At 42.0% G+C, this 22,009-nt stretch carries 23 protein-coding genes and 1 other RNA gene; 21 read left to right on the top strand and 3 right to left on the bottom strand.

Annotated features, from left to right (window positions below; genetic code table 11):
* Positions 1-81 precede the first annotated feature (81 nt).
* Positions 82-2,247 carry a class 1b ribonucleoside-diphosphate reductase subunit alpha gene (gene nrdE, locus HZL42_RS06500; RefSeq protein WP_219282771.1) on the bottom strand — a complete coding sequence of 722 codons (2,166 nt, stop codon included), beginning with the start codon at positions 2,245-2,247 and terminating at the stop codon, positions 82-84.
* Positions 2,248-2,335: 88 nt separating this feature from the next.
* The gene (locus HZL42_RS06495) at positions 2,336-2,572 is read right to left on the bottom strand and encodes a redoxin NrdH (RefSeq protein WP_219282770.1); all 237 of its coding nucleotides are present in this window, start codon (positions 2,570-2,572) and stop codon (positions 2,336-2,338) included.
* Positions 2,573-2,809: 237 nt separating this feature from the next.
* On the opposite strand from HZL42_RS06495, the gene HZL42_RS06490 reads away from it, so the two are divergent.
* From HZL42_RS06490 to tsaD, 16 genes are all read left to right on the top strand, one after another.
* The gene (locus HZL42_RS06490; RefSeq protein ID WP_219282769.1) at positions 2,810-3,415 is read left to right on the top strand and encodes a class I SAM-dependent methyltransferase; all 606 of its coding nucleotides are present in this window, start codon (positions 2,810-2,812) and stop codon (positions 3,413-3,415) included.
* A gap of 15 nt (positions 3,416-3,430) precedes the next feature.
* Positions 3,431-3,925: a nucleoside deaminase gene (locus HZL42_RS06485; RefSeq protein ID WP_219282768.1), complete on the top strand. Its 495-nt coding sequence runs from the start codon at positions 3,431-3,433 to the stop codon at positions 3,923-3,925.
* Between the two features lie 28 nt (positions 3,926-3,953).
* Positions 3,954-4,040: signal recognition particle sRNA small type (gene ffs / locus HZL42_RS06480), an RNA gene on the top strand.
* Between the two features lie 140 nt (positions 4,041-4,180).
* On the top strand, positions 4,181-6,004 hold the full coding sequence (gene dnaX, locus HZL42_RS06475) for a DNA polymerase III subunit gamma/tau (protein ID WP_219282767.1): 1,824 nt from the start codon (positions 4,181-4,183) through the stop codon (positions 6,002-6,004).
* A gap of 19 nt (positions 6,005-6,023) precedes the next feature.
* Complete coding sequence (locus tag HZL42_RS06470) at positions 6,024-6,335, top strand: YbaB/EbfC family nucleoid-associated protein (RefSeq protein WP_219282766.1); 312 nt, start codon at positions 6,024-6,026, stop codon at positions 6,333-6,335.
* 18 nt (positions 6,336-6,353) lie between these two features.
* Positions 6,354-6,953: a recombination mediator RecR gene (gene recR / locus HZL42_RS06465; protein WP_219282765.1), complete on the top strand. Its 600-nt coding sequence runs from the start codon at positions 6,354-6,356 to the stop codon at positions 6,951-6,953.
* Positions 6,954-6,966: 13 nt separating this feature from the next.
* Positions 6,967-7,215 (top strand): YaaL family protein, encoded by a 249-nt coding sequence (locus tag HZL42_RS06460; protein WP_219282764.1) that lies wholly within the window; start codon positions 6,967-6,969, stop codon positions 7,213-7,215.
* Positions 7,216-7,317: 102 nt separating this feature from the next.
* Entirely contained in the window at positions 7,318-7,962 is a 645-nt protein-coding gene (tmk, locus tag HZL42_RS06455; RefSeq protein ID WP_219282763.1) for a dTMP kinase, read from the top strand.
* The gene (locus tag HZL42_RS06450; RefSeq protein ID WP_219282762.1) at positions 7,962-8,288 is read left to right on the top strand and encodes a cyclic-di-AMP receptor; all 327 of its coding nucleotides are present in this window, start codon (positions 7,962-7,964) and stop codon (positions 8,286-8,288) included. The genes tmk and HZL42_RS06450 overlap by 1 nt, the downstream gene beginning before the upstream one ends.
* A complete protein-coding gene (gene holB, locus HZL42_RS06445; protein WP_219282761.1) occupies positions 8,288-9,307 on the top strand; it encodes a DNA polymerase III subunit delta' in 1,020 nt (339 codons plus the stop codon). Before HZL42_RS06450 ends, holB begins: the two co-directional genes overlap by 1 nt.
* Positions 9,308-9,332: 25 nt before the next feature.
* A complete protein-coding gene (locus tag HZL42_RS06440) occupies positions 9,333-9,677 on the top strand; it encodes a DNA replication initiation control protein YabA (protein ID WP_219282760.1) in 345 nt (114 codons plus the stop codon).
* Between the two features lie 17 nt (positions 9,678-9,694).
* Positions 9,695-10,582: a 16S rRNA (cytidine(1402)-2'-O)-methyltransferase gene (rsmI, locus tag HZL42_RS06435; RefSeq protein WP_219282759.1), complete on the top strand. Its 888-nt coding sequence runs from the start codon at positions 9,695-9,697 to the stop codon at positions 10,580-10,582.
* A gap of 6 nt (positions 10,583-10,588) precedes the next feature.
* Positions 10,589-11,341, top strand: coding sequence for an acyl-ACP thioesterase domain-containing protein (locus HZL42_RS06430; RefSeq protein ID WP_219282879.1), 753 nt, complete (start codon positions 10,589-10,591; stop codon positions 11,339-11,341).
* 82 nt (positions 11,342-11,423) lie between these two features.
* Entirely contained in the window at positions 11,424-12,137 is a 714-nt protein-coding gene (gene tsaB, locus HZL42_RS06425; protein ID WP_219282758.1) for a tRNA (adenosine(37)-N6)-threonylcarbamoyltransferase complex dimerization subunit type 1 TsaB, read from the top strand.
* A complete protein-coding gene (rimI, locus tag HZL42_RS06420) occupies positions 12,121-12,720 on the top strand; it encodes a ribosomal protein S18-alanine N-acetyltransferase (protein WP_219282757.1) in 600 nt (199 codons plus the stop codon). The genes tsaB and rimI overlap by 17 nt, the downstream gene beginning before the upstream one ends.
* A gap of 9 nt (positions 12,721-12,729) precedes the next feature.
* Positions 12,730-13,767: a tRNA (adenosine(37)-N6)-threonylcarbamoyltransferase complex transferase subunit TsaD gene (gene tsaD, locus HZL42_RS06415; protein ID WP_219282756.1), complete on the top strand. Its 1,038-nt coding sequence runs from the start codon at positions 12,730-12,732 to the stop codon at positions 13,765-13,767.
* 52 nt (positions 13,768-13,819) lie between these two features.
* Here the strand turns inward: tsaD and HZL42_RS06410 are convergent, their stop codons facing one another.
* Positions 13,820-15,736: an ATP-binding cassette domain-containing protein gene (locus tag HZL42_RS06410; RefSeq protein WP_370629302.1), complete on the bottom strand. Its 1,917-nt coding sequence runs from the start codon at positions 15,734-15,736 to the stop codon at positions 13,820-13,822.
* A gap of 217 nt (positions 15,737-15,953) precedes the next feature.
* Between HZL42_RS06410 and HZL42_RS06405 the strand changes: the two genes are divergently transcribed.
* From HZL42_RS06405 to HZL42_RS06385, 5 genes are all read left to right on the top strand, one after another.
* A complete protein-coding gene (locus HZL42_RS06405; protein ID WP_219282754.1) occupies positions 15,954-16,586 on the top strand; it encodes a redox-sensing transcriptional repressor Rex in 633 nt (210 codons plus the stop codon).
* Between the two features lie 228 nt (positions 16,587-16,814).
* Positions 16,815-17,099 (top strand): co-chaperone GroES, encoded by a 285-nt coding sequence (groES, locus tag HZL42_RS06400; RefSeq protein WP_219282753.1) that lies wholly within the window; start codon positions 16,815-16,817, stop codon positions 17,097-17,099.
* Between the two features lie 68 nt (positions 17,100-17,167).
* Entirely contained in the window at positions 17,168-18,790 is a 1,623-nt protein-coding gene (gene groL / locus HZL42_RS06395; protein WP_219282752.1) for a chaperonin GroEL, read from the top strand.
* Between the two features lie 162 nt (positions 18,791-18,952).
* Positions 18,953-20,788, top strand: a complete 1,836-nt coding sequence (locus tag HZL42_RS06390; protein ID WP_219282751.1) for an APC family permease — start codon at positions 18,953-18,955, stop codon at positions 20,786-20,788.
* Positions 20,789-20,943: 155 nt separating this feature from the next.
* Positions 20,944-22,002, top strand: coding sequence for a glycosyltransferase family 4 protein (locus HZL42_RS06385; protein ID WP_370629301.1), 1,059 nt, complete (start codon positions 20,944-20,946; stop codon positions 22,000-22,002).
* Positions 22,003-22,009 lie beyond the last annotated feature (7 nt).

Raw genomic sequence — 22,009 nt, 5'->3', positions numbered from 1 at the left:
AATTTAAGAATATTTTCAGATTGTAAACTATTAATAATATAACTAATAAATAGTAATTAAACAACCATCTATTAAATAATCTTAAATAACACAGCTTTCACATTGACTAGCACCAACTTCTTGTTGGTCGTCAGTGAAGGTTCTAACGTAGTATAGCGACTTGATACCCTTGTAGTAGGCGTAGTTTCTCAAGATGTTTAGGTCCCGAGTAGACATTTTATCGGTCCGGCCGTTCTTCCATTCGTATAGTCCTTCTGGAATGGTGGAACGCATGAATAGGGTTAAACTCATGCTTTGATCGATATGTTCTTGGGCCGCTGCATATACGTCGATTACTTTACGCATGTCAATGTCATAAGCTGATTTGTAGTACTTAATCGTATCGTTGGAAAGGTATGGTGCAGGATAGTAAATCTTACCAATTTTTGATTCATACCGTTCTTCGATTCTACTGATAATTGGGTGTAAACTGGCGGTCGTATCATTAATGTATGAAATCGAACCATTTGGAGCAACCGCTAGTCTGTTTTGGTGGTAAAGGCCATCCTTCATGATGGCGGCTTTTAGTGCTGCCCAGTCATCAGTTCCTGGAACAAAGATTCCATCAAACAGGTTCTTTACCTTATCGGATTTTGGTCCCCAATCCTTTGTAACGTACTTATCAAAGTAAGTCCCGTCAGCGTACTTACTCTTTTCAAAGTTATGGAATGTGTGGTTGCGTTCCTTTGCAATTTGGTTAGAAACCTTTAGGGTCCAGTAGTTTAAGAGCATAAAGTAAACGCTGGTAAATTCAATTGATTCGGGAGCACCGTATTCAATGTGGTTCTTAGCTAGGAAGCTGTGGAGTCCCATAGCTCCTAATCCAATCGTATGGGCAAGCTTATTACCGTTTTGAATTGAAGGGACTACGTCAATGTCTGAATGGTCGGTAACGAATGTTAATGCTCTTACCATTGCTTCGATGGACTTACCAAAGTCTGGGCTTTCCATCATGTTGACCATGTTAGTGGAACCTAAGTTACATGAAATGTCGGTTCCTAGTTTAACGTATTCCTGCTTGTTGTTAACGGTGGATGGTTCTTGCACCTGCATAATTTCTGAACAGAGGTTACTCATAACGATCTTACCGTCAATTGGGTTAGCCCGGTTGGCAGTGTCGATGTTAATAATGTATGGGTAACCGGATTCTTGTTGGAGCTTACTGATTTCAGTTTCTAACTCCCGAGCCTTGATCTTAGTCTTCTTGATTTCAGGATTATTAACCATATTGTCATATTCCTTAGAAAGGTCAACGTATGAGAATGGTTCACCATAAATTCTTTCAACGTCGTATGGACTGAATAGGTACATATCTTCGTCGTTGCGAACTAGTTCATAGAACTTATCAGGAACCGTTACCCCTAGTGAAAGGGTCTTAACCCGAATTTTTTCATCTGCATTTTCCTTTTTAGCGGATAGAAATGAGATAATGTCGGGATGGAAAACACTTAAATAAACCACTCCGGCACCTTGTCTTTGGCCTAATTGGTTGGAGTATGAAAAACTATCTTCCAAGAGTTTCATAACTGGAACCACTCCACTAGCGGCCCCTTCAATATGCTTGATTGGGTCACCAGCAGCTCTAAGGTTGGAAAGGTTAATTCCCACTCCACCACCGATTCTAGAGAGTTGGAGGGCGGAATTAATGGTTCTTCCGATGGTATTCATGTCATCGGTGGTTTGAATTAGGAAACAAGAAACCAATTCACCACGCCGCTTCCGCCCGGCATTCAAGAAGCTAGGGGTGGCTGGTTGGTAACGTTGATTGATAATTTCGTTAGCAAGGCTCATTGCTAGTTCTTCATTTCCGTCAGCAAAGTAAAGGGCGTTTACGGCTGCGCGATCAATGAAGTTTTCTAAGTAGTATTCATTATCGTCAGTCTTGAGAGCGTATTGGGCATAGAATTTATATGCAGCCATAAAGGTCTTGAAATGAAAATCTTGGGCTTTTAAGTAGTCGTATAGCTTTTCAATAAAGCTGAAGTGATACTTCTTAATAAAGCCTTCTTCAATGTAATCATTGTCAATTAGATATTGGTAACGCTCCTTTAGTGAAGCAAATTGCTTAGTGTTGGGTTGGACGTTTTCCGATAGAAAGGCAGCCAGTGCCTCCTTATCCTTATCTAATTGTATTTGGCCATTTACAGGGATGTTAATTTCATTATTTAAATCGTAGTAAGTAACATCCTTTAAATTTGATAGTCCCATTATTTCTCCACTCTTCCTCTCAAAGTTTGCTAAAATAAAAGTGGCGAAGTCTTTACAGACATCGCCATTGTAGTAGAATTATTTAAGCTTATGCTAGCACTGATAATTTGTTTAATTGATCAGGTCTAAAACCGCTAAAGGCATCAATTCCATCCGCCTTAACAACAGGCATTGCCATAAATCCTTCTGATTTTAATGTGTCAATGTATTCTGGTTGCTCATTAATGTTAATTTCATTAAACTCAATATCGTGTTCTTGTAAGAATCGTTTTGTCATCTTGCATTGCATGCAGTTATTTTTTGAGTATAGGGTAATTTGTGCCATAAGCGTGACCTCCAACAGATAATTTTGATTTCGATATATCAATTAAGCACTTGCTTAATTGATAATTAACATGATTTAATTCTACACGCTTAGAAAATAAATTCAATGAAAAATACCACACATAGTGTTTGTTAATTCGTGTAACACTATATGTGGTATCATGATAATGTGTGAAACAATTTTTTTAATGGCATTTTAACTTGCAAATCGATTAAAAGATAGAAACGGATGATAAAAATGACTGAATATTATTATACACCAAATCCCGACGTGAAACACCAAGAACAGAGTTGGAATTTTGATTTACTCGGGAATCAATTTACATTCACTACCGATAACGGAGTGTTTTCTAAGCGAACCGTAGACTATGGTTCACGGGTCCTGATTAGTAACGTGGCAATTAGCGAGCTTCCTGCTGGACCAGTCCTAGATTTAGGGTGTGGTTATGGCCCCATTGGCCTAGCGTTAGCTAAAAAACATCCGGACCGTCAGTTTACGATGGTTGATGTAAATAATTTGGCCCTGCATTTGGCTGATTTAAACGCCCGTCAAAACCACGTGGATAACGTAACGATCCAAAATTCAGACGGTTATCAATCCATTACAGATCATTTTGCAGCAATCATTACCAATCCGCCAGTTCGCGCTGGTAAGGAGGTAGTTGATAACATGATTACTGGCGCGTATGAGCACTTAATTGATTTAGGGCGACTGACCGTCGTGCTACAAAAAAAGCAGGGGGCGCCTTCCGCAAAGAAGTTAATGACGACCACCTTTGGCAACTGTAAAGTTTTAAAGCGTGATAAGGGCTACTACATCTTGGAAAGTACAAAAAGGGCATAGTAAAGGAGCGTTCAAATGGATAGTCAACAAATTGATGATGGAATGCGCCAGGCGCTATTTCAGGCTCAGATTGCCTATCGCATCCACGAAGTTCCCATAGGAGCGGTCGTGATTCAAAACGGCAGGGTAATTGGGACCGGCTACAACCTCCGGGAGCTATCGGAAGACGCAACTGGCCACGCTGAGATATTTGCGATTCAAGAGGCTTGTCGAGCGATTGGCAGCTGGCGGTTAGAAGATTGCGATCTCTATGTCACCGTTGAACCGTGCCTAATGTGTGCTGGGGCGATTCTAAATGCCCGGATTAAAAACCTTTATTATGGATCGGTCAATCAAAAGGGAGGGGTCGTTAATAGCCTCTACCAAGTATTAAATGATCAACGATTTAACCACCAGGTAAACGTAACGGGTGGGGTGTTGGCTGCTGAATCCAAACAGATAATGCAGTCCTTCTTTAAAGCGGCACGCCGCCGTAAGAAATTAGCGCGTCGGTCTGGACAAGCTAAGTAAAATAAGTTAAGATAGTATCTGCCGTTAGGCCTTGAAGCAAGGATGTGCTAACGAACCGTGTCAGATCCGGAAGGAAGCAGCACTAAGTTTCCTACGTTCTGTGCTTCTCGTACATAGAATACAATCTCTTAGTCTTTATTAGGCTAGGAGCTTTTTTATTTTTAACTGTCGTTGATGATAGAAATTAGGGTGGTTTCCATCTATAATTAATACTAGTTGATTTTTGAGTGCAATCGTTATTAGGAGGAAGAGCAGATGAGCTATCAAGCATTGTACCGGGTTTGGCGGCCCCAAAAGTTTGCGGACTTAGTTGGCCAGCCGGTTATTACTGAAACGTTAAAGAACACCATTATTACCGATCAAATTAGCCATGCGTACCTCTTTGCTGGTCCCCGGGGGACCGGGAAGACATCTGCTGCTAAAATCTTTGCGAAGGCGGTTAACTGTCCAAATGTAAAAGATGGGGAACCGTGTAATGAATGCAAAATCTGTCAGGCGATTACTAACGGGACTTTAAACGACGTAATTGAAATTGATGCTGCTTCTAATAATGGGGTGGATGAAATTCGAGACATCCGGGATAAGGCCAAGTATGCTCCAACGGAAGCAACCTATAAGGTGTACATTATTGATGAAGTGCACATGCTCTCGACAGGAGCGTTTAACGCCCTCCTAAAGACATTGGAAGAACCACCAGCAAACGTTATTTTTATTTTAGCAACGACTGAGCCCCACAAGTTACCAGCGACCATTATTTCACGAACCCAGCGGTTTGATTTTAGACGCATTCAACCCAGAGACATTTTAGAACGCATGGAGTACATTCTAAACCAAAAGGACGTGCAGTACGATGACCGGGCGTTACGGGTAATTGCGAAGGCGGCTGAAGGGGGAATGCGGGATGCTTTGAGCATTCTGGATCAGACGATGTCGTATGGTGATGACGTTGTTACCTATGAAAATGCACTGCAAGTTACGGGGAGTGTTACGACTTCGTTACTATTTGAGTACGTCAGTCAGGTCTTTAATCAGGATGTGAAGGCTGCATTGGTCTCCGTTCGCAAAATTATGGATGCAGGGAAAGACGCTAGTCAATTTATCGAGGATTTAATTAGTTACTACCAAAACATCTTATTGTATAAACAAGCACCGGAAATGGTACTAGAACAAGAATTAGGGATTGTTGATGACCAGTTCAAACAGTTATCAACCGATGCTAATGCTGATGTAATCTATCAAATCATCGAAACCCTAAATAATATCCAACAACAAATGCGTTATACACTCCATCCGGATGTTTATTTGGAGGTACTAACGGTTAAAATTGCAACGATTGGGAACCACCAGGGAATTAGTGAGGGTGCTGATAGTCAGGTGATTCAGAACTTGGCGAGTCAAATTGACGATCTAAAGCAACAAATTAACTCCCTTAAGCAGGGGCGGGCTCAATCGGTCCAATCCACTCCGGTTGCCGAACGACCATCGGATGTAAAACCAGCTTCACCAGTAAGCAGACCGGCTGCTAAACAAGCCCAGCCAACGAACCGTTCGGAACGGGTCAACCTCAGCAAGATTTACCCGATCTTGGATCACGCCACTAGAAAGGACCTCAACCGCATTCAAGGAGCTTGGGATGAGCTGGTCCAAAATTTAGATGTTGTTCACAGATCTTTAATGAATATTACGAAACCAGTTGCTGCCAGCGATAGTGGGGTTGTGGTATCATTTAGTTACAACATTTTTTACCAAAAGGCAATTAATGACCGTGAGTTGATTGATGCTGTTGGCAATGGATTAGACCGCATTATTGGCTACACCCCGGACCTGACGTTCGTGCCAGAGGAGCAGTGGCAAAAGATTCGCAATGACTATCTGATTCATAAACGGACGCACCGTCAATCAGATAGTGATCAAAACACCGCGCCCCAAAGTGCTGACCAAGGTCCCAAGACTGACCATGGTGATACACCAGATTCGATGGCTGACGACCACGCGGTAGCTAAAAGTGCCGCTCCAGAGGTTGTGACTAAGGCCACTGAATTATTTGGAAATGATATTGTAGATGTTAAAAACGATTAGATAAAGGAAGTTGATAATAATGATGAACGGAATGAACATGAACAAGATGCTTAAGCAAGTTAAAAAGATGCAAAAACAAATGGGCGAAGAACAAGCCGAATTAAACAAGCAAGAATTTATGGGTGCCGCTCCAGATGACATGGTCAAGGTTACCTTTACTGGTGATCGTAAGATGGTTGACATGCAAATTAACCACGAAGTAATCGACCCAGAAGATCCAGACATGCTATCGGATTTAGTTTTAGCTGCCGTTAACGACGCCCTTGCTAAGATTGATGAAGCTACTCAAAGCACCCTTGGTAAGTACACCAATGGGATGCCAGGAATGTAAAATAAAGAAGGAATTTAAATGCAGTACCCAGAACCAATTGCAAAGTTGATCGATAGCTATATGCACCTACCAGGAATTGGCCGGAAAACAGCCGTTAGATTGGCTTACTTTACGGTGAATATGGATAAGAACGATATTGCTAACTTTGCTGAAGCGTTGACCGAAACTAAGGATAAGCTACGTTATTGCTCGATCTGTGGGAACTTAACTGATGAAGACCCGTGTGAAATATGCCAAGACCCCACTAGGAATCAGTCAGAAATTTTGGTGGTTGAACAGCCGAAGGACATTATGGTAATGGAACGAATGAAGGATTATCACGGTCTATACCACGTACTGGGGGGTGTTTTATCCCCAATGGATGGGAAGGGCCCGGATGAATTAAACGTTCGTTCATTAATTAAACGGTTGCAGGCTAATGAAGCGGTTAATGAAGTTATCATTGCCACTAATGCGACGCCGGAAGGAGAAGCCACTGCGATGTATCTATCCAAGTTAATTAAGCCGGCTGGCATTAAGGTAACTAGGCTGGCACATGGCTTATCTGTCGGTAGTGATATTGAATATGCTGATGAAATGACTTTATTTAAAGCCGTTCAAGGTCGAACTGAGATTTAGGAGCGAAGGATTTATGTTTGGTAGAAAGACGAATGCCCAAAAGAATAAGGCCCTCTACGATCAGGAACTACTAGATTCCATCGATGATGCCAAGTCCGAATGGGACCGAGCACAAGAAACACAAAATGCAATTTCGGAAGTGGACGGCGAGATTATTGCTCAAACCCAACTTGCCCGTTGCAAGTATCTATATTTATATCGAGAAGCTAGATTCCGGAAGGTGCACAACAATCGGATTCAGTCATCGGTTTTTGACTATTAATGGGATTTTAAAATCATGATGGTGGTTTTAAATCCCTTTTATTTTGCGAATAAACTTTGAATACAGTACAATTATAGTAGAAAATAAAAAGGATATTTACCAATGAATAAAAATTTTATTACGTTTGAGGGCTCTGATGGAGCTGGAAAGACCACTGTATTAAAGCGGGTTTTTGAAACATTGAATGGTTCATTAGAAACGCCAGTGATCCTCACTCGTGAACCTGGAGGGAACCGCATTTCTGAAATGATTAGAAATGTGATTTTAGACCGTAATAATGAGGAAATGGATCCTAAAACAGAGGCGCTTTTATATGCTGCTGCTAGGCGTCAGCACCTAGTGGAGACCGTTTTACCAGCCCTCAATGCTGGAAAATTGGTGCTGAGTGATCGGTATTTAGATAGTTCAATTGCCTATCAGGGTGGTGGCCGTCAAATCGGTTACCAAGCGGTTTATGACATGAATCAATTTGCGACTGCTGGTTTGATGCCGGGCCTTACAATTTACTTTGACGTGCCAGTTGAAGTGGGATTGGAACGGATTGCTAAGCACAGAAGCGTTGATGAAGTGGACCGATTGGACGTCGAAACCAAGGCGTTTCATAATCGGGTCCATGCTGCTTACCAGCAATTAGTCCATGATAATCCGGATCGGATTGTAAGCGTTGATGCAACTAAGTCGATTGATGAAGTTTGCACAAAGGTACTAACAATTTTAGATGATTACCTAAATAGGAGTGTTAAATAATGAAATTATTGATTGCAGTTATTCAGGATAAGGATACTAGTGAATTACAAGATGCGTTTATTAAGAACAACATTCGAGCAACTAAGTTATCAACTACCGGTGGGTTTTTGAAGTCTGGAAACACCACTTACATGATTGGAATTGATGACGAAAAGGTGCAAAAGACCCTTGATATTATCAAGAATATTTCCCGGACGCGAAAGAAGTACATGACCCCACCAGTTAATTTGGATGGTGGTGCTAATGAAGGTTCATATCCAGTTAAGATTCAAGTCGGTGGTGCAACCGTCATGATCTTACCAATGGATGCATTCCATCAATTCTAATGCCAAAGTTAGTTGCGAACCCCGTTATTCATGATGCAGATGCTAAGCAACCACAATTAGTTGACCATTTTGCCCACGTGATTAGCAATCATGATCTGACCCACGCCTACCTGTTTAGTGGGGAGCCCGGTGCGGGTAAGCTCGCGGTTGCACTTCAGGTAACCATGGCGTTATTTTGTGTTAATCCGCATGCCGGAAAGCCTTGTGGCCAATGCAATGAGTGTGTGCGAATTGCGAATCGGCAACATCCAGACGTGGTGATTGTCGAACCAGATGGTGCTAGCATTAAAATTGACCAGGTTCGAATGTTAAAGGCTGAATTTTCGAAGAGTGCAGTGGAGGGCAATCAAAAGGCATTCATCATTGATGGGGCTGACTTGATGACTACTGAAGCTGCAAATAGCCTGTTAAAATTCATTGAGGAACCGGTTGGAAACGTGGTTTCGTTCCTGCTAACGAGTAATAAGACGCAGGTGCTCCCAACCATTGTTTCCAGAACTCAGTTAGTTGAATTTCCTGCGCTTGCACCAGCGATTTTTGCAAAGGAATTAGCTGCAAATGGAATTGAACAATCCTACTTTAATCTGATTATGAAAATGACGAATAACATTGATACCGTTAAGGAATGGTTTGAAAATGATTGGTTTGTGAAGCTACAAACTGCAGTTAGTCAATGGTTTATTGAATTGAATAAGCGGACCCCAATCGCATTTACGATGGTGCAAACTGATATTATGCCATTGGTTAACAATCAAGCTGCTAAGCGGGTTGTCCTCGATATGTTGATTGAAGTCTGGCGGGATGTTTTGGATGTTAAATTCAACGCAGTTGATGATCACGAGCTAAACTTCCCCCAAATCACGAACCAGATTCACCAGATTGCATTTCAGATTCCAAAATTAAAATTACTCAATATAATTGAATTGATGCTTAAGAATAATAGTGATTTAGCGGCCAACATCAACTTCCAAAGCCTATTGGAAGCATCAACGCTAATGGCACTTGATGAGTTGGAATAAACAATTAATAAGGGTGAAATTAACATTGAATAATAAAGAATTATATACTGGTTTTAAAAATATGGAGTCACAGACGAAGTTAATGTTGACCCGTTTTTCTGAACTTCGTGAGGCAATGAACGAGGTTTTAGAGAAAAATTCAGAACTAGAAATTGAAAACCAACATTTAAGAGAACTTTTGGAATCCCGCTCAAAGGAAGATCACAATCCAAAAACGCAGCCCCAAAAGACCCAAAAGCATAGTGAATCCCGCAAAACATTAGAAAAACTATTTAATGCTGGATTTCATGTTTGTAACCAATTTTATGGGAAACCCCGTGAAAATGGTGAAGGGTGCATGTTCTGTGATGAAATTATCAATCGAAAATAAGAAAGTTAGGGATTAAATTGCAAGTTCAACACAGTTTTGCTAAGCATGACACCGGAACCCTGTATTTAGTTCCGACGCCAATTGGCAATTTAGAAGATATGACATTTAGAGCGGTGAAGGTACTTCGTGAAGTGGACTTAATTGCTGCCGAAGACACCCGGAACACCCAAAAGTTATTGAACCATTTTGAAATTGATACTAAGGAAATTAGCTTTCATGAGCATAATACCCAGGAACGGATTCCAGAACTAATTCAAAAGTTGCAATCAGGATTAACGATTGCCCAAGCTAGTGATGCGGGGATGCCGTCCATCAGCGATCCTGGGCACGAACTAGTGGTTGCATGTATTGAGGCCAACATTCCGGTGGTTCCCCTCCCAGGAGCGAATGCGGGACTAACCGGGTTGATTGCGTCTGGTTTAGCCCCCCAACCGTTTTATTTTTACGGATTTTTGGATCGGAAGCCTAGCGAACAAATGGCTGAATTAGCTGAATTAAATCGCCATCAAGAAACCATTATTCTATATGAAGCGCCCCATCGGTTGAAAAAAACGCTTAAGAACATGGTGAAAGCGTTTGGTGAAAATCGGAAAGCGGTTTTATGTCGCGAAATTACAAAACGATACGAAGACTTCCACCGGGGAACCCTAGCCGAGCTTTTGAACTGGGCTGAGACGAACCGGATTTTAGGTGAATTTGTAATTATCGTGGAGGGCAACGCTCATTTTGAACCTGAAAACGATGCTAACGATGAACTGGCGGGGCTGACCATTCCTGAACAAGTCGAGTACTTCATTGGCCAAGGTGATAAACCAAATGCTGCAATTAAACAGGTTGCAAAGCTGCATAAAATAAAGAAACAAGTAGTCTATAACCTCTATCATCACATTGAAAAGGAGGATTGATGACCTATCACAGATAAATATAGTGAGCGCCATCGGGTCACCTATTACGAAACGGATAACCAAAATCGGGTTACGATTCCAATGTTGATCAATATGGCAATCATGGTTTCTCAAGATCAAAATAATGCCCTTGCATTAACCGACGAGTTTATTTTATCGTTCGGAGTGACCTGGGTGGTGATTCAATACGACCTCGATATTGACCACCTTCCAAAGACTGATGAACACATTACGCTCCAGACTCAATCCACTTCATATAATAAATTCTTCGCATTTCGTGAATTTTGGATTTTAGATGAAGCCGGCCGGCAATGTGCATACATTAAGAGCTTATGGGTGGCAATGAACGTAGAACAACGGCGACTGGCACCCATTCCCCACGAAATTGTTGATCCGTACCAATCTAAAGCGGTGAAAATGACGCCGCACTTAAAGAGGCCCAAAAAGATTGATACGGTAACCACCAGTCATCAATACCGAACGCGGTATAGCGATATTGATACTAATATCCACGTTAATAATACTCGGTATTTAGATTGGATGATTGATTTATTACCATACGAATTTTTGGTTAGTCACTTTCCGGCCCACATTAATCTAAAGTATGATAACGAAGTCCGTTACGGAACGATGATTGAAAGTAACTACGAACGAACGACCGTTGATGATCAAATTGTTACGAAACATGAAATTCATAACAACGGAAAGATAGCGGCAGTTGCTAATTTTACGTGGCAGAATGATAGCGAGGTAGATTAAAATCTAGTTCGCTTTTTTTATTATCATTAGATGGTATATAATTGAGTTCATAAACATTAATGACAAATAGGGAGATTATTATATGAAGGTTTTAGCATTAGATGCTTCCAATCGCCCCCTAAGCATTGCCGTCTTAGAGGATCGACAAATTCTAGCAACCACGACCACGACGACCCACCAAAAACACGCGCAGTTTCTGCTCCCCATTATTGATGGGCTGATGAAGGACTGTGGACTGAAACCAGCTGATTTAGACCGGGTGGTAGTCGCATATGGTCCCGGTTCATACACTGGAATCCGAATTGCAACGGCGACGGCGAAGGTCCTAGCTTTTACGCTGGGCATTCAGTTAGTGGGCGTTTCAAGTTTACAAACCCTCGCATTAAACTTCACCCGCGAAAGGCAATTAATTAGCCCAATGTTCGATGCGCGGAATCAAAATTTATTTGCGGGATTATACCGAATTAAGGATGGGAAACCAACGGTTGTCATTCCTGATCAACACGTTGAACTATCCCGGTGGTTGACCAAACTCGCAAGCTATAAGGATGAATCGATTATTGGGGTGGGGGATGCTGACCACTTTCCAGACCAGCTCCCCGCTAACTTTACAATGGCTGAAAACTTGAATAAGTTGCCCCAAGCAGCTAATCTCGGGTTATTTGGGCAAACCTTACCTGCCGTTCAAGACATTGATTCATTCGTTCCCAACTACCTAAGATTGACCAAAGCAGAAGCCGACTGGCAAAAATTACACCCGGAAGAGGATTCAAGTTCATATGTTGAAAAAGTTTAAGAGATGGTACCGCAATTTATTTTTGAAGAGTGATCAGGTATTTCGTGAGCAGCAAATTGCGGTTAAAAATCACATTATTGAAATTAAAGATGTTAAATACTTTATTGGGAAGGCCATGGTTACTGATATTCCAGAACTACTAAAGATTGAAAAATCAGTTTATGATGGGAAAACGCCTTGGAACTATACCGCCATGCTGCGTGAACTTAAGCGGGACCAAGATCGGCTATATTTAGTAATTAGGTATCAAGATCAACTAGTGGCGTTTATTGGTTGTGCCATGTTTGAAAAAAATAAGGAGTGCCATATCACCAATTTAGCGGTGCAAAAGGAATTTCAACACCGGGGATTGGCGTACTACCTGTTGACCGTTATTATTAAAAAGGCCCGGCGAATTGAATATTCTAAGATCACCCTAGAGGTACGGAGCAGTAATTATAGTGCGCAACACCTTTACTCAGACTTAGGGTTTAAACGAACTGGAATCAAGAATAACTACTATGTAGACAACCAAGAAGATGCAATCGACATGACACTAGACATTAGTGAAATCGATGATAGCCCAAATAACTACGGATTATAAAGCGGGGGAATGATTTTGAAACGAAATTTAATGATGGCGTTTGAATCCAGCTGTGATGAAACCAGTGTGGCAATTATTGAAAATGGCGCAAAGATTCTTTCCAACGTTGTGGCAACTCAAATTAAAAGCCATAAACGGTTTGGCGGCGTGGTGCCAGAAGTGGCCAGCCGGCACCATATTGAAGAAATTACGATTTGTATTCGGGATGCAATGCAAGAAGCTAACGTAACGTATGATGATTTAGATGCGGTAGCGGTTACCTATGGTCCTGGCTTAGTGGGAGCCCTGTTGATTGGGGTCACGGCAGCCAAGATGGTGGCCTGGGCCCACCAATTACCGCTAATTCCAGTCAACCACTTGGCTGGGCATATCTATGCAGCGCGGTTTGTGGAACCAATTGAGTTCCCCGCCCTTGCGCTGGTCGTTTCCGGTGGGCATACCGAATTGGTTTACATGCCCAAGGAGGGTGAATTTCAAATTATTGGGGAAACCCGTGATGACGCTGCCGGTGAAGCCTACGATAAGGTGGGCCGGGTGATGGGGATTAATTATCCCGCTGGGCCAACGGTCGATGCCATGGCTGCAAAGGGAAATGATACCTTTGATTTTCCCCGGGCAATGGATAAGGATGCCAATTACGACTTCAGCTTTAGCGGGTTGAAGAGTGCGTTCATTAACACCTACCACCATGCTGAACAGGTTGGCAATAAGTTAAACCATGACGACCTTGCGACTAGTTTTCAAAATGCGGTGGTGGACGTATTAGTGGATAAGACGTTACGGGCACTTAAAAACTACCCGGTAAAGCAGTTGATCCTAGCAGGGGGAGTTGCTGCTAATAATGGCCTTCGAACTAGGTTATCTGCTGCAATCGATCAATTACCAGCGACGCAGCTAATCATGGCCCCCCGCAAACTATGTGGGGACAACGCTGCAATGATTGGTGCCGCTGGGTACGTCTTATTTAAGGAGGGTCACTTTGCGGGGCTCGATTTAAATGCCGATCCGAGCCTCGAATTTGACTGGGCCCCGGATGTGATTCAATAAAAAAGAAGCTAACCCAACTAGCGTATCAATTACGCCCGTGGGGTTAGCTTCTTTATTTAGCTTGGAGGGTTTCTAATTCTAGACTGAGGTTCGTCCATTGGTTAGACAACTCATCATTTTGCTGATTAATGGTGTCTAGTTCCTTTTGCAAATCACTCAATTCACCAATTTTTTGTTCAACGGCTAATTGGGCCATTTCAGCCTCAATTTCGGAGTGCCGCTTACTAATCGAAGCCATTTTGGTTTCGATTTCACTAATTTGGCGTTCCAATTTCCGCTTTTGTTTTTGGGTTTCCTTACTCTTTTGGTAGTCAACCTTACCTTGTGAACGGACTGGTTGAACTGTTTCGGGATGCTCAGCGGCTTGCTTTTGAGCCTCGTGTTGTTCCTGGGCAAGCTGATCTTCCTTTTTTTCTACATAGTAATCGTAGTTCCCCAGGTATTTTTCTGAACCGGTCGGGGTGATTTCGATAATTTCACTCGCGACCTGGTTAATAAAGTACCGGTCATGGGAAACAAATAGGATCGTGCCTTCAAATAACTTTAGGGCGTTTTCCAACACTTCCCGGCTTTCAATATCCAAGTGGTTAGTGGGTTCGTCTAGCATTAAGAAGTTATCGTGTTCCATTGCTAGCTTGGTCAGCATCAACCGGGCCTTTTCCCCACCGGAGAGGTTGCCAACAATCTTTTCAACGTCGGTTCCAGAGAATAAGAAACTCCCTAAAATGGTTCTGATGCGCCCCTCAGAAGTGGTTGGGTATTCATCCCAAATCTCATTTAAGACGGTTTTATCACCGTGCAATGAAGCTTGCTTTTGGTCGTAGTAACCAATGGTAACGCCCGTTCCAAACGAAACCGTTCCGGCTAACTTGGGGAGGCGGCCTAGAATTGTTTTCAACAGGGTGGATTTACCAACCCCGTTCGGACCAATAATTGCAATTGACTGGTGCTTTTTTTCATCAATATTAATGTGATCGGCTAACACCTGACCATCGTATCCAACGGCTAGGTCGCGAACCGTCAATACGATGTTACCACTTGGTTTATCCTCAGAGAATCTAAACTGGGCAACCTTATTATTATCGATTGGCTTGGCTAGCTTTTGCATCTTATCTAACTGTTTGCGCCGCGCTTGGGCGCGATTAGTGGTGGATGCACGAACGATGTTTTTATCAATGAATTCCTGCATCTTCTTGATTTCTGCTTGTTGTTTTTCGTAGGCATGCATTCGTTCGGCATAGCGCGCTTGCTTTTGCTTCACAAAGCTAGAATAATCCCCCTTGTAATAGGTCAACGTTCCGTTATCAAGGTCGTAGATTTCATTAACCAGCTTATCCATGAAATAGCGGTCATGGGAGATGATTAATAGGGAGCCCGGGTAGTTCTGTACGTAACCTTCAAGCCAGGTAATCGTCTCAACGTCCAAGTGGTTAGTGGGTTCGTCTAGGATTAAAAGGTCTCGTTTTTCCAGCAATAACTTTGCCAGGGCCAGTTGGGTTTGTTGGCCTCCAGAAAGTGAATTAACCGCTTGGTCATAGTAGTCAGGACCAAACCCAAACCCGTTTAGCACGGCTTTAATTTCCGCCTTATAGCTGTACCCGTGGTTAGCGGTAAAGTTAGCTTGAATCGTATCGTATGACTTTGTCACTTCCGCTAGTTTATCAGGATCACGATTGATGCGTTCGTCGCTCATCTGAAGTTCAAGGGCGTGCATTTTGTGTTCAGTTTTGATTAATTCTGCAAAAACACTCAGCATTTCATCCCAAACGTTCTTATCAGAATGAAGTCCGGTATTTTGAGAAAGGTAGCCGATGGTAAGGCCGTTTTTTTCGGTAATCGTGCCTTCATCAACACTTTCTTCACCAATGATCATTTTAACCAGGGTGGATTTACCAGCTCCGTTGCGTCCAACTAGACCAATCCGCGCATGATTTTCCACGTTCATACTAACATTTGTGAAAATTGGCACACCATCGAATCTTTTTGTAACGTTATTTACTTGTAAAATTTGCAAGTCCTCACCCCTTTACATTATAGTAGTTTAAGGGTTATTTTATCATAATTTAAATCTAATATAAAATTATGAAACTCAATATAATTGATTAATATTTCACAAAGTCTAATTTTGTGATAGAATAATCTGTAAACGAATTTTTAATGATTAACTTTCCGGAAGGAGAAGCTCTATGGCAGAAAATAAGATTCCACGAGCAACCGCGAAAAGATTGCCAATTTATTATCGCTATCTCACAATACTACATGATTCCAACGTTGAACGAATTTCTTCAAATAAATTTGCGGATGCAATCCAGGTTGATTCTGCTACGATTAGAAGGGACTTTTCTTATTTTGGTGCGTTAGGAAAGCGGGGGTATGGATACGACGTTGAAAACCTCCTTAATTTCTTTAAGCGGATTTTAAACGAAGATCGTTTAACTAACGTTGCATTGGTTGGGGTCGGGAATTTTGGGCAGGCCCTCTTGAACTTCAACTTTCACCGCGACAGCAATGTTAGAATTTCAGCTGCTTTTGATACCAAGGAGCGGATGATTAATACGATTCAAAACGGGGTGCCAGTCTATTCATATGAAGAGTTAATCCAGCAACTAAAGGATCAACAAATTAAGGTTGTAATTTTAACCGTGCCTTCGAAAGTTGCTCAAGAGGTTTGTGAAAATGCCATTAAGGGTGGGGCGGAAGGGTTCCTTAATTTTACCCAGGTGCGACTATCGACTCCAGAAAACGTAACCGTGCAAAATGTTGACTTAACCAATGAATTGCAAACCTTAATCTATTTTATTGAGCACTATGTTAAATAACTTTTTAAGATTATGGTAATCAATTCGAATCACAACGCAAAATAATCGATTTATTAAATTAAATCCATTAAAATGTTTATGCAAGCTAATTGCATGGGCATTTTTTTATTTGCCGACAATGAGCAAAATGGTTGCAATTGAAATTAAAAGAATATATATTAAAGATAACAATTAGCACTAGCTTAGTGCAAGTGCTAAAATTATGGAAACTTAATTGGAGGGATTCATGTGTTAAAGCCATTAGGTGATCGTGTTATCGTTGAAGTCGAGGAAGAAAAAGAAAAAACGGTTGGTGGAATTGTCCTAGCAAGTAATGCTAAGGAAAAGCCCCAGACTGGAAAGGTAGTCGCAGTGGGAGCAGGTCGTGTTCTTGATAACGGAACGACCGTTGCACCAGAAGTTAAGGAAGGCGACACCGTTTTATTTGATAAATATTCCGGAACTTCAGTTGACTATGCTGGCCAATCCTACCTAGTTTTACATGAAAAGGATTTAGTTGCAGTGGTTGACTAATTTATAAATTAAAACATTAAATTGAATCATTAAAAAATATAAAATAAAATTTTATGAGGTGATAATTGATGGCTAAGGAAGTTAAATTTTCAGAAGACGCTAGAAAATCATTGCTTAACGGGGTTGATAAGCTAGCTAATACAGTTAAGACTACTTTAGGACCAAAGGGACGCAACGTTGTGCTTGAAGAAGGCGCCGGCAACCCTAATATTACGAACGATGGGGTAACAATTGCGAAGGCAATTGAATTACCAGACCACTTTGAAAACATGGGAGCTAAGTTAGTTGCCGAAGTTGCTTCAAAGACTAATGACATTGCTGGTGATGGGACGACCACTGCCACTGTTTTGACTCAAGCAATCGTTAACGAAGGATTAAAGAACGTTACCGCTGGTGCCAATCCAGTTGGTGTTCGGCGCGGAATTGAACTAGCTACAAAGGTTGCAGTAGAAGCGCTTCACAAGATGTCACACGAAGTTAAGAACAAGAATGACATTGCACAAATTGCTTCTATTTCATCCGCTAACAAGCAAGTTGGTTCATTGATTGCTGATGCAATGGAAAAGGTTGGTAATGATGGAGTAATTACCATTGAAGACTCTAGAGGAGTTGATACTAGCCTAGACGTTGTTGAAGGGATGCAATTTGATCGTGGTTACATGTCACAATACATGGTGACTGATAACGACAAGATGGAAGCTAACTTAGACAACCCATACATCTTAATTACTGATAAGAAGATTAACAACATTCAAGATATTCTCCCGGTTCTGCAATCAGTTGTTGAACAAGGCCGTTCACTATTGATCATTGCTGATGATATTGGTGGTGAAGCACTTCCTACATTGGTATTGAACAAGATGCGGGGCACATTCAACGTCGTTGCTGTTAAGGCCCCTGGTTTTGGTGATCGTCGTAAGGATCAACTACAAGACATCGCTACCTTAACTGGCGCAACCTTAATTACTGATGACTTAGGATTGAACCTAAAGGATGCTACGCTGGATCAACTAGGACAATCCGCTAAGGTTAACGTTACTAAGGATAGCACCACCATCGTTCAAGGTGCCGGTGACAAGGCTAAGATTGCTGATCGCGTTAGTGAAATTAAGACGCAAATCGAAAAGACTTCATCTGACTTTGACCGTGACAAGTTAAAGGAACGCCTTGCTAAGTTAGCTGGTGGAGTTGCTGTAGTTCGGGTTGGTGCTGCTACCGAAACCGAATTAAAGGAACGCAAGTACAGAATTGAAGATGCCTTGAACGCTACCCGGGCTGCCGTTGAAGAAGGATACGTTCCTGGTGGTGGAACTGCTTACATTAATATTCTTAAGGATATTGATGCCATCGAAGCTGAAGGGGACGAAAACACCGGAGTTCAAATCGTTCGGCGCGCCCTAGAAGCACCAGTAAGACAAATCGCTCACAATGCCGGGGTTGATGGCTCTGTGATTGTTGATCACTTAAGAGACCAAAAGCCAGGAATTGGTTACAACGCAGCTGATGGCACTTACGAAGACATGATTAAGGCTGGGGTTATTGACCCAACCAAGGTTAGTCGTTCAGCCCTCCAAAACGCTGCTTCCGTTTCAGCATTACTATTAACCACTGAAGCAGTGGTTGCTAACGAACCAAAAGATGATAATAATACCCCAATGCCTCCACAACCAGGCATGGGCGGCATGATGTAATTTGAGCTAACGCTTGCCAAAAAAGAACCGCTTTTTAGCGGCTCTTTTTTTATATCGTCAATTCAGTATGAAATATTTAACAAATTGTAGTAAAATTAAGAATTGCATAAACAAATTTATATTATCTTAAAAAATGAAGATTTAAAAAGTGAGGTCATTTTCATGTGGCGTTATCTAAAACGATTAATAATTGGAAAGCCATTGAAATCAACCGATGAAGGTGGTCAATCCCTAAATAAGTTTAAGGGGCTGGCGCTACTATCTTCAGATGCGCTTTCATCAGTTGCTTATGGAACCGAACAAATTACAGCGGTATTGCTTACGCTTTCGGTTGCAGCATTGGTTTATCAAATTTGGATTGCAGCATTGGTATTAGTCCTATTGTTTGCAATTACGTTATCGTACCAACAAATTATCTATGCCTACCCATCTGGGGGTGGGGCGTACCTAGTTGCTAGTGAAAACTGGGGGCGCACGGCTGGATTAGTAGCCGGGGGTTCCCTGTTAGTTGACTATATGTTAACCGTGGCGGTTTCCACTACGTCTGGGACGGAGGCGATTGTTTCCGCAATTCCGGGCCTTTATAATTATCGCGTCTTAATTTCATGCTTGATCGTAGTCTTCATTATGTTGTTGAATCTACGGGGAATGCGGGAATCAGCGTCGATTCTAACCGTTCCGGTTTATTTATTTATCCTAATGATTTTTATAATGATCATTTGGGGTGGCTATAACATTTTAACTGGTCAGATTACATACCATGCTGCAAGCGCAGTTGGTGCTCCCGTGCAGGGAATGACATTGTTACTATTCTTTAAGGCCTTTTCTTCTGGATCATCTTCGTTAACCGGAGTGGAAGCGATTAGTAATTCGGTTCCGAACTTCAAGAAACCAAAGGAAAAGATGGCCTCCCATACGCTTGCAATCATGGCCATTATCCTGGGAGTCTTCTTCGGCGGAATTACCCTCTTGAGTTATTACATGGGGATTCAGCCGAACGCCCACGTGACCGTGCTTTCCCAAATTGGGGCCGGCGTGTTTGGTCATGGCGGATTTATGTTCTATGTCCTTCAGCTGTCTACCGCAATGATTTTGGCGGTGGCTGCTAATACTGGATTTTCAGCCTTTCCAATCTTGGCCTATAATTTGGCGCGGGATAAGTTCTTACCACATGCGTACCTGGACAAGGGTGATCGGCTTGGTTATTCAAATGGAATTATTTCGTTAGCAATCGGGGCGTTGATTCTAATTATCATGTTCAAGGGAGAAACCAACCTCCTGGTACCACTGTATTCAATTGGGGTCTTCATTCCGTTTACCCTTTCCCAATCTGGAATGATTATTCACTGGCGGAAGCACCGGGAAGGGGCCTGGGTTTTCAAGGCCACGATCAACTTTATCGGGGCGCTGATTTCCGCAATCCTGGTCTTCTTCTTGCTAGTCCTTCACTTTGTGAACGTTTGGCCATACTTCATCGTGATGCCACTCTTAATTTTGTTATTCTACAGAATTAATGAACATTACCGGAAGGTGAGCACCCAGCTAGAAGTGAGCCATGAGGCAGAGGCAATTCCTGAATCATTTAGCGGGGCAACGGTGGTGGTATTGATTAGTGATGTTACCACCATGACGACGAATGCAATTGCATATGCAAAATCAATTAGTGATGACATTATTGCAATGCACGTGTCCTTTGATTCTAATCCGAAACGGGAAGAAAAGGTTGGCAATGACTTTAAGAAGGCGTTTCCAGAAATTCGCTTTGTTAACATTCACTCGTCATACCGTTCGATCGTGAATCCGACCCTGCGGTTCTGTGATGTCATTGCTAAACGCGCTGAACACGAGGGCAATACCACGACCGTGTTAGTTCCGCAGTTCGTACCGAAGCACCATTGGCAACAAATTCTGCACAACCAGAGTGGATTGCGGTTGCGGGCTGCTTTAAACTCACGTCAAAACATCATTGTTAGTACCTATAATTACCATTTAGAATAAAACTAATTAAAGAGTTATTGCATATTACAATTGTGATAACTCTTTTTGATTGGGTTGTTTTTGGATTGTGAGATTTGTATAATTAAATTTAATATGTTTTTTATAAGGGAGGTGTGGCATTGAAGCTAAAAATAATTGTTTGCTTATTTGCAACGATGTTACTATCCGCAATTCTAACGCCGTTCGTGCGCAAGCTAGCGTTTAAATTAGGCGCCGAAGATGATCCAAATAAACGGCGGGTCAACAAGATTCCAATGCCAACACTGGGCGGGCTATCCATTTTTGCGTCTTACACGTTTGCGACGGTTGGATTAATGCGTAATTTAATTCCAGGCCCCCAGTTATGGGGGATTTTAGGTGGCGAAATTCTAATTATTTTAACTGGGATGTTAGATGATATTTATACCTTAAGGCCCCGCCAAAAGGTACTGGGGATTACGATGGCATCGTTATTTGTTTATTTCTTTGGGCATGTCCGGATGACCATGTTAACGATTCCAATTTTAGGCTCCTTTCACCTAGGGTGGTTGAGCCTGCCAATTACTTGGATTTGGATCTTAGCAATCACGAACGCTGTTAATTTAATTGACGGATTAGATGGGTTAGCCACTGGAGTGGCAATTATTGCATTATCAACAATGGGAATTACTGGAATGTTCTTTTTGAACGTCGGAAATACATACGTATCGATTATGATATTTACCTTGGTGGTCGCATGTATTGGGTTTCTTCCGTATAATTTCTTTCCAGCCAGAATTTACCTGGGGGATACGGGATCGCTGTTTATTGGGTTTATGATTGCGGTATTCTCACTTAACGGGTTAAAGAATGCAACCTTCATTACCGTGATTATTCCGGTAATTATCCTCGGGGTGCCGATTACCGATACGGTCTACGCAATCCTCAGACGATTGTTAAACCGGCAACCAATTTCACATGCTGATAAGCATCATTTGCACCACCGGCTGATGCAAATGGGATTAACCCATCGGCAAACGGTTTTAGTAATCTATGGAATCGCAATGATTTTTTCATTTATTTCCTTGTTATACCCAATTTCTAATTTGTGGGGCATTGTGTTGCTCACAATTGCGACGTTGATTGGACTAGAGTTGTTTGTGGAATCAATCGGGCTGGTTGGTAAGAACCGCCAACCACTCTTAAAATGGATTAAACAGGTGGTCAAGAGTACCACGAGTAAAAATAATCACTAAAAAAAGG

This window comes from Lactobacillus sp. Sy-1 (assembly GCF_019303535.1).
Taxonomy (GTDB): Bacteria; Bacillota; Bacilli; order Lactobacillales; family Lactobacillaceae; genus Nicoliella.
Note: the sequence above shows the minus strand (reverse complement) of the source record. Positions and strands in the feature narration are given on the sequence as shown.

Excerpts from the sequence above, each read along its gene's own strand:
- HZL42_RS06385 (WP_370629301.1), top strand. The coding sequence starts at position 20,944 with ATGTTACTATCCGCAATTCTAACGCCGTTCGTGCGCAAGCTAGCGTTT.
- tsaD (WP_219282756.1), top strand. The coding sequence starts at position 12,730 with ATGATTTTGAAACGAAATTTAATGATGGCGTTTGAATCCAGCTGTGAT.
- HZL42_RS06470 (WP_219282766.1), top strand. The coding sequence starts at position 6,024 with ATGATGAACGGAATGAACATGAACAAGATGCTTAAGCAAGTTAAAAAG.
- nrdE (WP_219282771.1), bottom strand. The coding sequence starts at position 2,247 with ATGGGACTATCAAATTTAAAGGATGTTACTTACTACGATTTAAATAAT.
- holB (WP_219282761.1), top strand. The coding sequence starts at position 8,288 with ATGCCAAAGTTAGTTGCGAACCCCGTTATTCATGATGCAGATGCTAAG.
- HZL42_RS06450 (WP_219282762.1), top strand. The coding sequence starts at position 7,962 with ATGAAATTATTGATTGCAGTTATTCAGGATAAGGATACTAGTGAATTA.
- tsaB (WP_219282758.1), top strand. The coding sequence starts at position 11,424 with ATGAAGGTTTTAGCATTAGATGCTTCCAATCGCCCCCTAAGCATTGCC.
- HZL42_RS06485 (WP_219282768.1), top strand. The coding sequence starts at position 3,431 with ATGGATAGTCAACAAATTGATGATGGAATGCGCCAGGCGCTATTTCAG.
- HZL42_RS06495 (WP_219282770.1), bottom strand. The coding sequence starts at position 2,572 with ATGGCACAAATTACCCTATACTCAAAAAATAACTGCATGCAATGCAAG.
- recR (WP_219282765.1), top strand. The coding sequence starts at position 6,354 with ATGCAGTACCCAGAACCAATTGCAAAGTTGATCGATAGCTATATGCAC.
- HZL42_RS06460 (WP_219282764.1), top strand. The coding sequence starts at position 6,967 with ATGTTTGGTAGAAAGACGAATGCCCAAAAGAATAAGGCCCTCTACGAT.
- HZL42_RS06405 (WP_219282754.1), top strand. The coding sequence starts at position 15,954 with ATGGCAGAAAATAAGATTCCACGAGCAACCGCGAAAAGATTGCCAATT.
- HZL42_RS06390 (WP_219282751.1), top strand. The coding sequence starts at position 18,953 with ATGTGGCGTTATCTAAAACGATTAATAATTGGAAAGCCATTGAAATCA.
- tmk (WP_219282763.1), top strand. The coding sequence starts at position 7,318 with ATGAATAAAAATTTTATTACGTTTGAGGGCTCTGATGGAGCTGGAAAG.
- groL (WP_219282752.1), top strand. The coding sequence starts at position 17,168 with ATGGCTAAGGAAGTTAAATTTTCAGAAGACGCTAGAAAATCATTGCTT.
- dnaX (WP_219282767.1), top strand. The coding sequence starts at position 4,181 with ATGAGCTATCAAGCATTGTACCGGGTTTGGCGGCCCCAAAAGTTTGCG.
- rimI (WP_219282757.1), top strand. The coding sequence starts at position 12,121 with ATGTTGAAAAAGTTTAAGAGATGGTACCGCAATTTATTTTTGAAGAGT.
- HZL42_RS06490 (WP_219282769.1), top strand. The coding sequence starts at position 2,810 with ATGACTGAATATTATTATACACCAAATCCCGACGTGAAACACCAAGAA.